This window comes from Kribbella aluminosa, assembly GCF_017876295.1.
Lineage (GTDB): Bacteria > Actinomycetota > Actinomycetes > Propionibacteriales > Kribbellaceae > Kribbella > Kribbella aluminosa.
This window is the reverse complement of sequence record NZ_JAGINT010000001.1, coordinates 269,277-281,084: the sequence shown is the minus strand read 5'-3', so window position 1 is coordinate 281,084 and position 11,808 is coordinate 269,277. Positions and strand designations below refer to the sequence as shown.

At 70.6% G+C, this 11,808-nt stretch carries 14 protein-coding genes; 5 read left to right on the top strand and 9 right to left on the bottom strand.

Going from position 1 to position 11,808, the window contains the following annotated elements; genetic code table 11:
* Nucleotides 1-29: 29 nt before the first annotated feature.
* Nucleotides 30-764 (bottom strand): GntR family transcriptional regulator, encoded by a 735-nt coding sequence (locus JOF29_RS01460; protein ID WP_209692424.1) that lies wholly within the window; start codon nucleotides 762-764, stop codon nucleotides 30-32.
* A 79-nt stretch (nucleotides 765-843) separates the two neighbouring features.
* On the opposite strand from JOF29_RS01460, the gene JOF29_RS01455 reads away from it, so the two are divergent.
* The 3 genes from JOF29_RS01455 to JOF29_RS01445 are packed head-to-tail and all read left to right on the top strand — an operon-like array spanning nucleotide 844 to nucleotide 3,034.
* Nucleotides 844-1,596: a LamB/YcsF family protein gene (locus JOF29_RS01455; protein ID WP_209692423.1), complete on the top strand. Its 753-nt coding sequence runs from the start codon at nucleotides 844-846 to the stop codon at nucleotides 1,594-1,596.
* Entirely contained in the window at nucleotides 1,596-2,201 is a 606-nt protein-coding gene (locus JOF29_RS01450; RefSeq protein ID WP_209695914.1) for a 5-oxoprolinase subunit B family protein, read from the top strand. The genes JOF29_RS01455 and JOF29_RS01450 overlap by 1 nt, the downstream gene beginning before the upstream one ends.
* Nucleotides 2,198-3,034, top strand: a complete 837-nt coding sequence (locus JOF29_RS01445) for a 5-oxoprolinase subunit C family protein (RefSeq protein ID WP_209692422.1) — start codon at nucleotides 2,198-2,200, stop codon at nucleotides 3,032-3,034. Before JOF29_RS01450 ends, JOF29_RS01445 begins: the two co-directional genes overlap by 4 nt.
* Here JOF29_RS01445 and JOF29_RS01440 read toward each other — a convergent pair.
* On the bottom strand, nucleotides 3,027-3,530 hold the full coding sequence (locus JOF29_RS01440) for a VOC family protein (protein ID WP_209692421.1): 504 nt from the start codon (nucleotides 3,528-3,530) through the stop codon (nucleotides 3,027-3,029). The genes JOF29_RS01445 and JOF29_RS01440 overlap by 8 nt on opposite strands.
* Before the next feature lie 88 nt (nucleotides 3,531-3,618).
* On the opposite strand from JOF29_RS01440, the gene JOF29_RS01435 reads away from it, so the two are divergent.
* The gene (locus JOF29_RS01435; protein ID WP_281067206.1) at nucleotides 3,619-3,966 is read left to right on the top strand and encodes a UBP-type zinc finger domain-containing protein; all 348 of its coding nucleotides are present in this window, start codon (nucleotides 3,619-3,621) and stop codon (nucleotides 3,964-3,966) included.
* A gap of 17 nt (nucleotides 3,967-3,983) precedes the next feature.
* On the opposite strand, the gene JOF29_RS01430 is transcribed toward JOF29_RS01435, so the two are convergent.
* From JOF29_RS01430 to JOF29_RS01405, 6 genes are all read right to left on the bottom strand, one after another.
* On the bottom strand, nucleotides 3,984-4,985 hold the full coding sequence (locus JOF29_RS01430; protein ID WP_209692419.1) for a proline racemase family protein: 1,002 nt from the start codon (nucleotides 4,983-4,985) through the stop codon (nucleotides 3,984-3,986).
* Between the two features lie 7 nt (nucleotides 4,986-4,992).
* Nucleotides 4,993-5,895: a dihydrodipicolinate synthase family protein gene (locus JOF29_RS01425; RefSeq protein WP_209692418.1), complete on the bottom strand. Its 903-nt coding sequence runs from the start codon at nucleotides 5,893-5,895 to the stop codon at nucleotides 4,993-4,995.
* Nucleotides 5,892-7,760 carry a 2Fe-2S iron-sulfur cluster-binding protein gene (locus tag JOF29_RS01420; protein WP_209692417.1) on the bottom strand — a complete coding sequence of 623 codons (1,869 nt, stop codon included), beginning with the start codon at nucleotides 7,758-7,760 and terminating at the stop codon, nucleotides 5,892-5,894. Before JOF29_RS01420 ends, JOF29_RS01425 begins: the two co-directional genes overlap by 4 nt.
* Nucleotides 7,757-8,917, bottom strand: a complete 1,161-nt coding sequence (locus tag JOF29_RS01415) for an NAD(P)/FAD-dependent oxidoreductase (protein ID WP_209692416.1) — start codon at nucleotides 8,915-8,917, stop codon at nucleotides 7,757-7,759. Before JOF29_RS01415 ends, JOF29_RS01420 begins: the two co-directional genes overlap by 4 nt.
* A 110-nt stretch (nucleotides 8,918-9,027) precedes the next feature.
* Nucleotides 9,028-9,612: a helix-turn-helix domain-containing protein gene (locus tag JOF29_RS01410; RefSeq protein WP_209695913.1), complete on the bottom strand. Its 585-nt coding sequence runs from the start codon at nucleotides 9,610-9,612 to the stop codon at nucleotides 9,028-9,030.
* 26 nt (nucleotides 9,613-9,638) lie between these two features.
* Nucleotides 9,639-10,691, bottom strand: a complete 1,053-nt coding sequence (locus JOF29_RS01405) for an SDR family oxidoreductase (protein WP_209692415.1) — start codon at nucleotides 10,689-10,691, stop codon at nucleotides 9,639-9,641.
* A 71-nt stretch (nucleotides 10,692-10,762) separates the two neighbouring features.
* Between JOF29_RS01405 and JOF29_RS01400 the strand changes: the two genes are divergently transcribed.
* Nucleotides 10,763-11,635 (top strand): LysR family transcriptional regulator, encoded by an 873-nt coding sequence (locus tag JOF29_RS01400; protein ID WP_209692414.1) that lies wholly within the window; start codon nucleotides 10,763-10,765, stop codon nucleotides 11,633-11,635.
* On the opposite strand, the gene JOF29_RS01395 is transcribed toward JOF29_RS01400, so the two are convergent.
* Nucleotides 11,620-11,808 carry a DUF3099 domain-containing protein gene (locus JOF29_RS01395; RefSeq protein WP_209692413.1) on the bottom strand — a complete coding sequence of 63 codons (189 nt, stop codon included), beginning with the start codon at nucleotides 11,806-11,808 and terminating at the stop codon, nucleotides 11,620-11,622. The two genes, JOF29_RS01400 and JOF29_RS01395, sit on opposite strands and share 16 nt — an antisense overlap.

Here is an 11,808-nt window from a genome sequence, read left to right as displayed (position 1 = left end):
CTTTGCTGCTGACGTTTCTGCTCATCAACTCAGGTTCCCGGCGCGGTTTGCAAGCCCTTATCCCGGAAGGCGGCCAGGATGCCTTCTTCGGAGTCGAGCAGGTACTGATGCAGGTCCGCCGCGGCCTCGTCGTACTTGCGGGCCTCGAGCAGTTCGAGCAGGCCGCGGTTCCGCGCGATGTACGGCTCGTGCAGCTCACGGGGAGCCGCGATGACGTGGAACAGCAGCCGCAGTTCGGCGAGCAGCCGGCCGGTCATCGCGTCCATCCGCGAGCTGTCGGCCAGGCCGATCAGGTGCTGGTGGAAGCGCATGTTCGCCGTACCGACGGCCGGCCAGCGGTCCGCGCGGGCGGCCGCCTTGGCCACCTCGACGTCGTCGTGCAGCGGCTCCAGCCGGCTCGCGGGCAGCTCCGGGTCACGCCCGGACAGCCCGCGGACGACGTCCACCTCGAGGACGCGGCGCAGCCGGTACAGGTCGATGACGTCCTGCTCGTCGAGCTCCGGGACGAACACGCCGCGGTGCAGCTTGTAGATCAGCAGTCCTTCATGGGTGAGCAGCCGGAACGCCTCGCGGAGCGTGTTCCGGCTCACCTCCAGGACCTCGGTCAGCTCGACCTCGGACAGCTGCGCGCCGGGCGGCAATGCGCCCTCGGTGATACTGCGGCGCAGGATGTCGGCAGCGCGCTCCGCCGAGCTGCTCCGGTCCAGCCGCGCGACGTCGGCGGCGACGGTCCGCAGCCACGTCTGGCGGCCGGTCTCAGTCATCTCTGCATCATCCCAGGTGGCCGGTAAAAGTGGAACAAGGCTCTTGCAGGATTGTTCAACAATCTCTACGCTCGGGCTCATGGACCTCAACGCGGACCTGGGTGAGGGCTTCGGTTCCTGGTCGATGGGTGACGACTCGGCACTGCTCGACGTCGTGACGAGTGCGAACATCGCCTGCGGCTTCCACGCCGGTGACCCGTCGATCATGCGCCGGGTGACGGCCGAGGCGGTCGAGCGCGGCGTCGCGATCGGCGCGCACGTCGGGTACGCCGACAAGGCCGGATTCGGGCGGCGGTACGTCGACATCGAGCCGGACGCGCTGCGCGACGAGGTCGTCTACCAGCTCGGCGCGCTGGACGCGTTCGCGCGGATCGCGGGCGACCGGGTCCGGTACGTGAAGCCGCACGGGGCGCTGTACAACACGATCGGCCATCACGTGGGGCAGGCGGGTGCCGTGGTCGCCGCGGTCGCGGAGTACGACAAGACGCTTCCGGTGCTCGGCCTGCCGGGCTCGGAGTGGCTGCGGCTCGCTTCCGAGGCCGGGCTGACCGTCGTACACGAAGCTTTCGCGGACCGCGCATACACGGCGACGGGCACGTTGGTGTCGCGGCGTTTGCCTGGGTCGGTGCTGCACGACGCGGACGAGATCGCCGCGCGGTGTACGGCGATGGCGACCGGTCGGGCGATTCGTGACGTCGACGGTGGTTCGCTCGTCGTGCAGGCGGCCTCGATCTGCGTGCACGGCGACACTCCTGGTGCTGTGGAGATCGCACGGCGGGTGCGTGGCGCACTGGAGGGAGCGGGCGTCGACGTACGCCCGTTCACCGGGTGATGCGGATCCTTCCGTCGGGTGACCGGGCACTGCTGGTGGAGCTCGACGACCTCGACCAGGTGCTCGGGTACTACGCGGCGCTCGCCGCGGACCCGCCGCCGGAGGTTGTGGACATCGTCCCGGCGGCGCGGACGATTCTCGTCACCACTCGGGGTGACCTCGCCGGCTTGTCCCGCAGCCTGCGGGAGCTGGTTCCCGCTCGGGATCGCCGTACCAGCGGCGAGCTGATCGAGATCCCGGTCGTGTACGACGGGGCGGACCTGGACGACGTCGCTGTTCTTCTCGGCTGTACGCGGGACGACGTGGTCGCTCGCCATACCTCCGCTTCGTGGACCGTTGCCTTCTCCGGTTTCGCGCCCGGCTTCGGCTATCTGACGTCCGACGGCGACTGGAACATCCCGCGCCGGACCTCGCCGCGGACCAAGGTCCCGGCCGGCGCGGTCGGGCTGGCCGGGGAATTCAGTGGCGTGTATCCGCGCGAGTCCCCCGGCGGCTGGCAGCTGATCGGCCGTACGTCGGTGCGGACGTTCGACGCGTCGCGTGAGCCTGCCGCGCTGCTCCACCCCGGCCGCCGGGTCCGGTTCGTCGACGCGGGTCGTGGATGAGCAGCCTGACCGTTCTGACAACGGGGCCGTTGGCAACAATCCAGGACCGCGGACGGGCCGGTCAGGCCGCCCTCGGGGTCCCGGCATCGGGCGCCTGCGACCGGGCCGCCTACGAGCTCGCGAACCGGCTGGTCGGCAACCACGAGGGCGCGGCCGCGATCGAGGTCACGTACGGCGGCCTCACCATCCACGCCGACACAGACCTCCTGCTGGCGATCACCGGCGCCCCGTGCACCGGCGTACCCCTGAACGCCCCTGCCCTGCTGAGGTCCGGCGAACTCCTCCGCCTGGGCCCACCCGCCAGCGGCCTGCGCACGTACGTCGCCGTCCGCGGCGGCCTCGACGTTCCTCCCGTCCTGGGCTCCCGCTCCACTGACTTGCTCTCCGGCCTCGGTCCTTCGCCTTTGGTGGCTGGACAAACGCTGCAGGTCGGCTCGCTCGTCCATCCGATGCCTGGGGTCGATCAGGCCCCCGTCGCCCACCCGGCCGCCGGCCAGGTCGTACTACGAGTGACCCCCGGCCCAAGGCGGGACTGGTTCACCGACGCCGGCTGGGCGTCGCTTCTCTCGCAGGTCTACGAGGTGAGCACCAACAGCAACCGGGTCGGCGTACGCCTGGACGGCACGCCACTGGAACGTGCCCGCGCCGGCGAACTGGCCAGCGAGGGCATGACCCACGGCGCGATCCAGATCCCCCCGTCCGGCACCCCGGTCATCTTCCTCGCCGACCACCCGGTGACCGGCGGCTACCCGGTCATCGCGTACGTCGCCGCCGCGGACCTGAACGCCTGCGCCCAACTCCGCCCGGGCCAGCCGGTACGACTCGTCAGCTGATCGGCACGGGCCTCTCCATCGCGGCGGCGAACGTCTGCTGGGCCTTCCGCATCAGCGCGGCCTCGGCCGGATCCGCGAACAGCGCCGGAAGGCTGCTCGGGTCGACGTCCTCGACGTGTGTCTGCAGCCACCAGATGTTGCCGGTCGGGTCCTGCACCCGGCCGCCCCGGTCGCCGGTGATCCCGGAGTACATCAACTCGGTCACGACCGTCGCGCCGGCCTCGATCGCCCGCCGGTAGATCCGCTCGACGTCGTCGACGTACACGCTCAGGAACGCCGGCGTGTCCGGCCACCCGGGCGCCGCGTCGAACGTCATCAGGACCGACTCGCCGACGGTGATCTCCGCATGCCCGACGGTCCCGTCCTCATTCGGAAACCGCCCCGAGGCCTGCACCTCGAACGTCTGCTCCACGAAGTCCAGGAACTTGTCCGCGCCTTTCACCACGACGTACGGAGTGATGGTCGACTTCCCGCCCGGGATCTGCTGTGTCGTCATGCGTCCAGCCTGTCGGAGGTAGCGGACAGGGCATGTCCTCTTCTGAGGTGCCTTGTTCGGGCGGCGGGGACGGGACAGGATGTGCCCTATGACTTCTGGAACGCCGGGTATCGACAGCACCGTCCCGCCGAGCGGCACCGGCTGTGTCGAGTGCCTGGACGCCGGCGGCTGGTGGTTCCACCTGCGGCGCTGCGCCCAGTGCGGTCACATCGGCTGCTGCGACTCGTCCCCCGCCCAGCACGCTTCCGCCCACGCCGCCGACTCCGGCCACCAGATCGTCCGCAGCTTCGAACCAGGCGAAGACTGGTTCTGGCACTACGGCGAGTCCCAGTACTACGACGGGCCCGACCTCGCCCCACCAGCCTCCCGCCCCGCAACCCAGCCCGTCCCCGGCGGCAACGTCCCCACCGACTGGCAATCCAAACTCCACCGCTGACCCCACCGGCCTCCCGGCTACAGGACGAAGCCGGTGGGGAAGGGGTCGTCGGGGTCCAGGAGGTAGTTGGCGGTGCCGGTGATCCAGGCCCGGCCGGTGACGGTGGGGACGACGGCGGGGTGGGGGCCGACCGTGGTTTCCTCGAGCAGGCGGCCGGTGAAGCGGGTGCCGATGAAGGACTCGTTCACGAAGTCGGTGTCGAGGGCGAGTTCGCCGCGGGCGTGGAGTTGGGCCATCCGGGCGGAGGTACCGGTGCCGCACGGTGAGCGGTCGAACCAGCCGGGGTGGATCGCCATCGCGTTGCGCGAGTCGGCGCCGTCCTCGCCCGGTGCGGTGAACTGGACGTGCTTGCACCCGTTGATCCCGGGGTCCAGCGGATGCACCGGGCGGTCGGTGGCGTTGATCGCGTCCATGATGTCCAGGCCGGCCGTCAGGATGCGGTCCTTCTCGGCGCGGTCGAACGGGATCCCGAGCTGCTCCAGCGGCAGGATCGCGTAGTAGTTCCCGCCGTACGCCATGTCGTACGTGACCTTGCCCAGCCCAGGCACCTCGACAGTCGCGTCCAGGGCGTGCGAGTACGACGGGACGTTCCGCAGCGTCACGTGCTCCGCGCGACCGTTGCTCACGGCAACGTCAACGACGACCAGCCCGGCCGGGGTGTCCAGCCGGACCTGTGTTCCCGGCTCGGTGACCGTGACCATGCCGGACTCGACCAGGACGGTCGCGACCCCGATCGTCCCGTGGCCGCACATCGGCAGGCAGCCGGAGACCTCGATGTACAGCACGCCCCAGTCCGCGTCGGACCGGGTCGGCGGCTGCAGGATCGCGCCGCTCATCGCGGCATGCCCGCGGGGCTCGTTCACCAGGAACAACCTCAGGTCGTCCAGGTGCTTCACGAAGTACTCGCGGCGCTCCGCCATCGTCGCACCCGGGACCACGCCGACCCCGCCGGTGACGACCCGGGTCGGCATGCCCTCGGTGTGCGAGTCGATCGCGCTGATCGTCCGAACGGACCTCATGCCGACCTCATCTCAGCGACTCCACTGCCTTCTTCATGTCCTGCTCCAACTGCACGACGTGCTCGGGGACGAGCGGCCCGCGCGGCGGCCGGCACGGTCCGCCGAACCGTCCGACGTAGTCCATGCCGTACTTGATCGCCTGCACGAACTCGGTCCGCGAGTCCCACCGGAACGCGGCGACCAGCGGCTCGTACAGTGCCCGGGCCTCCTCCAGCTTGCCCTGCGTGGCGAGCCCGAACAACTGCACCGATTCCTTCGGGAACACGTTCGGGAAGCCGGCGAACCAGCCGGTCGCGCCCATCAGCAACGCCTCGAGCGTGAGGTCGTCGGCGCCCGCGATCACGGCCAGGTCCGGTGCCAGCTCGCGGATCTCCAGGATCCGCCGGACGTCGCCGGAGAACTCCTTCACCGCGACGACGTTCTCGATCTGCGCGATCTCGGCGAGCAGGTCCGGCGTCAGGTCGACCTTGGTGTCGAGCGGGTTGTTGTAGACCATCACCGGCAGCCCGGCCTTCGCGACCTCGGTGAAGTGCGCGATCACCTCGCCGCGGTTCGCCCGGTACATCGTCGGCGGCAGGCACAGTACGCCGTGCGCACCGTCCTCGGCGGCCTTCTCCGCCCAGGCACGGGCCTGGTGCGAGCCGGCACCGTGCACGCCGACGACCACCACGCCGTCGTCGCCGACGGCCTCGATCGCGGTCTTCGCGACCGCGCGACGCTCGTCGTCGGTGAGCGACGAGTACTCGCCGAGGGACCCGTTCGGCCCGACGCCGCGGCAGCCGTTGTCCACCAGCCAGCGGCAGTGTTCGGCGTACTTGTCCAGGTCCGGGCGCAGTCCGGCCGGCGCCGACGCGTCCTCGGCGTACGGAAGGGCGGTCGCGACGATCACGCCGTCCAGCTTCTCGGTCATTGTTCCTCCATCGTTTCTGCTGATTCCGCGACCTCGGCGGCGGCCAGATCCCGCAGCCGCACCGGTACGGCGATCGGTCGTTTCATGCTCGGATTCGGTACGTCGCCCGGGCCGGCGAGCAGGGCAGCGACGGTGCGCGAGCACACCCGTCCCTGGCACATGCCGAGGCCTGCGCGACTGCTCAGCTTCATGGCGCGGCCGTCCTGCAGGCCGCGGTCGTCCGCGGCGGCCTCGAGCTCGCCGCGGGTCACCTCTTCACAGCGGCAGACGAGCGTTTCCGCCGTACTCCAGGCCTTCCAGCCGTCACGGACCGGATAAGCCTTGGCGAGCGCGGCCGCGAACCGGCGGCCCTTCGCGACGGCTGGATCCGCGGTGGTCCGCACCGGTGGCTGGGCTGCGGACAGCGCGTGGCGGGCGGCCGAGGCGCCGGCGACGGCGCCTTCCGCGGCGGAGAGAGCGGCGCCGCCGATGCCGGTGAGCTCGCCGGCGGCGAAGTACCCGGGGGTGGTTGTCTGCTGGTTGGCGTCCACGGACACGGCCGGTCCGCCGTCGGGGCCGGTGCCGACCGTGCAGCGGGCGGAGACGGCCAGCTCCAGGTTGGCGGTGAAGCCGAACCCGAGGCAGATCGCGTCGACGGCCACGCGGCGTTCGGTCCCACGAAGCGGGCGCCAGTTCTCGTCCAGGCGGGCGATGGTGGCGGCCTCGACGTGAGCGGAGCCGTGGGCGGCGAGGACTGTCCAGCCGTGCCGGAGCGGGACCCGGTGCCGGGCGAGCAAGGCGCCGTACCCGGCCACCTCCCGAAACTTGCTCGGGGCAACTAGTACGTCGGTGGACCAGCCCTTGCGGACGGTCTTCAGCGTGTTGGCTTCGAGGAGTGCGACGACCTGCGCGCCGACGCCGATCAGCGATTCGGCCACCGGCAGCAGGAACGGGCCGGTGCCCGCGACGAGCACCCGATGACCGATCGCGATGCGCTGCCCCTTCGCGAGGGCCTGCGCGGCTCCCGCAGTGTAGACGCCGGCGAGATCCCAACCAGGGAACGGAAGCACGCGATCGTAGGCACCGGTCGCCAGCACGACAGCCTTCGCATCGATGGCGAACGGCTGCCGCCCGGGTGCATCCGCCGGGCCGGTCTGTGCCCAGAGCCGGAGTCCCTCAAGGGCCCAGATCGACGTCTCCGGCAGGTAGGTGATCCGCGGATGGCCGACCAGCCGATCCCGCTGCGCCGCGAACGCCTTCCACTCGTGCTGCAACCGATCCGGCCGGCGCGCACCGAACTCCTCCGGCAACTGTCGGTTGTACTGCCCGCCAACAGCCCGCCCGCTGTCGACAACCAGCACCTCCGCCCCACCGTCCGCAGCCCCTAGCGCCGCAGCAACCCCCGCCGGACCGCCGCCCACCACCACAACCTCCACCACCCGCGCACTCCCCACCGAGCCGCGCGACGGAGGCGGGACCTGTTGGCCGGCCATCCCATCGGGGGAGACGGACGTGAGCGCTGACGCAGGGGCGGGCGCTGACCCTGACGTGGAGGTGGAGGTGGGCTCGGGGCCGGGGAGGAGTGGACGGTTGGCGGTTGTGATGGTGTCGCCGGGGGTGATGGTTCGCTGGCAGGCTCGGACATGCGGAAGGGTGTTGAGGGTGACCAGGCAGTCCTGGCAGGCGCCGATGCCGCAGAAGACGCCGCGCGGCCGATTGTGGATCCGCGTCGTCCGCCAGGTGTCGTGGCCGTTGGCCAGCAGTACGGCGGCGACGGTCTGACCGGCCTGCGCCGTGACCGGATGGCCGTCGACGCTGACCTCGAACGTGGACGGCGTACCGACCTCAGCTGGGTCCCCTGCGCGCGGACGTTGATAGGCGGTCATGCCGCGATCACCGCCGGACGGTCGACGCGGAACGGCGCCGGGTCGAGATGGGGGGCCAGCCCGAGGAACAGCTCCGTGATCAGCCGGCCGGTCGACGGCGCCAGCCCGATGCCCGCGCCTTCGTGACCGGTCGCATGCCAGAGCCCGTGCACCCGCGGGTCCTGGCCGATCACCGGCAGATGATCCGGAGCATACGGACGGAAGCCGCCGTACGCGCGCAGCACCGGAACCTCGCCCAGGAACGGGAACAGCCCCATGGCCTTCCGGGCGAGCTCCCGCAACACCCGCACCCGGATCGTGTCGTCGAACCCGATCCGCTCCCGGCTCGAACCGATCAGCACCGTCCCGGCCCGGGTCGACTCCACCACCGTCGACGTCTGCAGCTCTGCGTCCCCGCTGCCGACCGCGCCGACGTAATCCGCGTCGTACACCTTGTGCCGCACACACTCCGGCAGCGGTGCGGTCACGAGGATCATCCCGCGTCGCGGCAGCACCTCGATCCGCGCGCCGGCCGCCACGCTGAACGCGCCCGACCAGGGACCGCAGGCATTCAGCACCGCACCGCAGGCGATGTCGCCGTCGGACGTGTCCACTCCGACGACCCGGCCGCGCGACTGCCGGATCCCAAGCGCGGTGATCCCCGACCGCACCTCGCCGCCGCGCTCGCGAACAGCGGCGAGCAACGCGGTCGCCGCCAGCACCGGCTGCACCTGCGCGTCGTCCGGGTAGTGCACTCCGATCGTCACCCGCGGGGTGAGCAACGGCTCGAGCTCGAAGACCTCCGCGGGTCTGAGCACCCGCGCGTCGACGCCGGCCTCGCGCTGCTTCGCGGCGAACACGGTCAGCGGCTCCGGGTCGCCCGTCGCCACCACGACGCCGCCCTTCGCCTCCCACTCCACGTCCGCCACCCGCTCGGGCAGCCGGCCGCGCACCACGTCCCACTCCGCGCGCGACGCGACCGCCAGCTCGAGCTCCGGGCCCGGCTCCTTGTCCGAGACCAGCACGTTGCCCTCGCCCGCCGCCGTCGTCCCCGCGGCCGGCCCGTCGCGGTCGATCACCAGCACCCGCACCCCGGCCGCCGACAGCGCCTCCGCGCACGCGGCCCCGACCATGCCCGCGCCGACCACCACCACGTCGGGTGTCGCGGACCGGTGCATGACGGCCTCCTCGGCTGGACGTTCGCTAAAATGAACGATACCGAGATTACGCGCGGTTCCGACGACCGGTCAATGCACCCAACCGGACCTCTCCCGGACCTTTTCCGGAACTATCCCGGCAGATGCGGCCCGCCGGCCGCCGTCGGGTACACGTCCGGCGGGTACTCGAGCAGCAGCACCGACCGCACCGGACCGGCCACGGCCTCGTACGAATGCTCCCCCGCCGCCCGGAACGCGAGGTAGTCCCCCGGACCGAGTTCCTCGTTCTGCCCATGGGTATTGATGCGCAGGCGCCCGGACAGTACGACGTGGTGCTCGGTCCCCGGATGCCCGGCCGAGTGCTGGATCGCGTCCGGCCGGATCTCCTGGTTGTAGATCTCGAACAGCCCGCCCGGGTGCTCCAGCCGCCGGAGCATCCGCAGGTCGATGGCGTCACCGGACAGTACGTCGACGTCCGCGGACCGCACCAGGACCACACCGGAGGCCGGCGACTCGGCCAGCAACGCCGACACCGGGACGCCGAGAGCGTTCGACAAACTGAACACTGTTTCGATCGTCGGGTTCCCCGCGCCGGACTCCAGCTGGGACAGTGTGCCCTTCGCGATCCCGGACCGGCGGGCCAGCTCGGACAGCGAGATGCCCTGCTCGTCCCGCCGCGCCCGCAGGTTCGTCCCGAGCAGCTTTCCCGCACCCATCGAAGTCACAGCCGAACCATGCCACATCACGGAATGACGCGCCGCCGACGGAGGTCGGTGAAGATGTCGTAGAACATCTGCTCGGTGTCGACGTACTCGTGGAAGCCGGCCCGGCGCGACTTCGAGGCGTCGGCGAAGAAGTCGTAGTCCCACCCGAACACGAAGTCGGCGAACGGCCACGACGACACCTCGGCGAACGACGTCGCGGCCAGGCCGTGCGTCGCCTGCAGCTGCTTCCACGCCGGTTCCTTACCGGCCATCACGTCCTGCAACGACATCGGCAAGGGCGGCGCGACCTCCAGCCCGAACCACGCGCCGAGCTTCGGCCACAGCTCGCTCCACCGGAACAGGTCGCCGTTCGTGATGTTGAACGCCTGGTTCGCCGCGGCCGGCGCGGTCGCCGCCCAAACCGTTGCCTTGGCCAACAATCCGGCGTCGGTCAGCTCCAGCAGCGAGTGATACGCGCCGGGCTTGCCCGGAAACCGCAGCGGTACGCCGAGTTCCTTCGAGAGCGAGGCGTAGACGGCGATCGCGACCGCGAGGTTCATCGGGTTGCCGAGGGCCGAACCGCCAACCACAGAAGGGCGCAACGCCGACCATGTCCACGCCTTCCCCCGCTGCCGCTCCTCCAGGAACCGCTGCTGGTCGACGTTGAACTCGGGCGGCAGGTGCGGCGGATCGTCCTCCCGGGCCGGTGTCTTGAACGGGCCGAGATGCGCGCCGTACACCTTGTACCCCTGCATCAGGCCGACGTGCCGCAGTTCGCGCGCGACCGGCTCGATCGCGTCCACGACGTTGACCAGCATCGCCAGGTTCGGCGGAACCAGCTCGGCCCACGTCGGCCGGTCCTGGTAGGCGACGTAGAAGACGTGTGTCACGCCGGTCAGCCCCGACAGCTTCTCCCGGGTGTCGTCCGGATCGAGCAGATCCACCGCGACGTGCCGGACCTGGCCGGGTACGTCGGTCCCGCCGCGCCGCGACAGCCCGATCACCCGCCAGTCCGGCAGCGACGCGAGATGCTCGACCAGATTCGTCCCGATCACACCGCGGGCTCCCACCACCAACGCAACGTTCTCCATACCCGACAGCCTTGCTGACCTGCACGGATAAGACCAAGGCATAGTTTTCACCGAAGCCATAAGCTCAGTTCATGACAACGCTGCGGCAGCTCGAGTACTTCGTCACCGTCATCGGCGAAGGTTCGTTCACCAGGGCCGCCGAACTCCTGCACGTGACGCAGCCCGCGCTCTCCCACCAGATCCGCGCGCTCGAACGCTCCGCCGGCGGCCCGCTGCTCGAACGGCTGCCGCGTACCGTACGTCTCACCCCGACCGGACGCGCGATGCTCCCGCACGCCCGAGCCGCACTGGCCGACGCGGAGCGAGCCCGGTGCGCCGCACGCCAGGCGGCGGGCCTCGAAGTCGGCGAGCTGCAGATCGCGACGGTCTACTCGGTCACCCTCGGCGTACTCCCCGGGGCGCTCCGCCGCTGGCGCCAGACCCGTCCGAACGTCGGCATCCGCCTCTTCGAGCACCGCCATACCGACGAGCTCGTCGACGCGATGTACGCCGGTCAGGCCGACCTCGCTGTCGGTCCCGAGCCCACGAACTGGACCGGAGTCACGCACGTGCTCGGCACCGAGGAGCTGGTCGTCGTGGTCGCCGCCGACGACCCGGCAGCGACCGGGACCACCGTCAAGCTTCAGGACCTCGCGGACCGTTCCTGGGTGCACTACGCGCCCGGCCACGGACTCGCGGACGTCCTCGACAACGCCTGTGCACAAGCCGGTTTCGAACCGCGCATCGCCGTACGCACAGAGCAGACAGCCGCAGCGCCAGCACTCGCCACAGCCGGCCTGGGCCCCGCGCTGGTCCCCGACAACATCCTCCCGCCGGCCTTTGAGGGCCACATCCTCCGCCCGGAACCACCCGTGCGCCGCACGCTCACGGCGTACACCCGCAGCACCCCTGACCCACTGGCCGCAGCCTTCATCGACGTGCTGTCGGGTCAGCGCTTGTCGTGACCCCAGTTGGCGACGATGGCGGCGGCCGGGGGTAGTACCGCGGCGACTGCGCTCATCGCGACGGCTGCCGGGATCGAGAACAGCCGGACAACGAACCAGGCCAGGATGATCAACGTGGCGCAGCTGCCCATCAGCAGGATGTACAGCTTGCGGTTGTCGTACTTGCGGGCCAT

Coding starts and splice junctions, on each gene's coding strand:
- JOF29_RS01460 (WP_209692424.1), bottom strand. CDS start 764: ATGACTGAGACCGGCCGCCAGACGTGGCTGCGGACCGTCGCCGCCGAC.
- JOF29_RS01455 (WP_209692423.1), top strand. CDS start 844: ATGGACCTCAACGCGGACCTGGGTGAGGGCTTCGGTTCCTGGTCGATG.
- JOF29_RS01450 (WP_209695914.1), top strand. CDS start 1,596: ATGCGGATCCTTCCGTCGGGTGACCGGGCACTGCTGGTGGAGCTCGAC.
- JOF29_RS01445 (WP_209692422.1), top strand. CDS start 2,198: ATGAGCAGCCTGACCGTTCTGACAACGGGGCCGTTGGCAACAATCCAG.
- JOF29_RS01440 (WP_209692421.1), bottom strand. CDS start 3,530: ATGACGACACAGCAGATCCCGGGCGGGAAGTCGACCATCACTCCGTAC.
- JOF29_RS01435 (WP_281067206.1), top strand. CDS start 3,619: ATGACTTCTGGAACGCCGGGTATCGACAGCACCGTCCCGCCGAGCGGC.
- JOF29_RS01430 (WP_209692419.1), bottom strand. CDS start 4,985: ATGAGGTCCGTTCGGACGATCAGCGCGATCGACTCGCACACCGAGGGC.
- JOF29_RS01425 (WP_209692418.1), bottom strand. CDS start 5,895: ATGACCGAGAAGCTGGACGGCGTGATCGTCGCGACCGCCCTTCCGTAC.
- JOF29_RS01420 (WP_209692417.1), bottom strand. CDS start 7,760: ATGACCGCCTATCAACGTCCGCGCGCAGGGGACCCAGCTGAGGTCGGT.
- JOF29_RS01415 (WP_209692416.1), bottom strand. CDS start 8,917: ATGCACCGGTCCGCGACACCCGACGTGGTGGTGGTCGGCGCGGGCATG.
- JOF29_RS01410 (WP_209695913.1), bottom strand. CDS start 9,612: ATGGGTGCGGGAAAGCTGCTCGGGACGAACCTGCGGGCGCGGCGGGAC.
- JOF29_RS01405 (WP_209692415.1), bottom strand. CDS start 10,691: ATGGAGAACGTTGCGTTGGTGGTGGGAGCCCGCGGTGTGATCGGGACG.
- JOF29_RS01400 (WP_209692414.1), top strand. CDS start 10,763: ATGACAACGCTGCGGCAGCTCGAGTACTTCGTCACCGTCATCGGCGAA.
- JOF29_RS01395 (WP_209692413.1), bottom strand. CDS start 11,808: ATGGCCCGCAAGTACGACAACCGCAAGCTGTACATCCTGCTGATGGGC.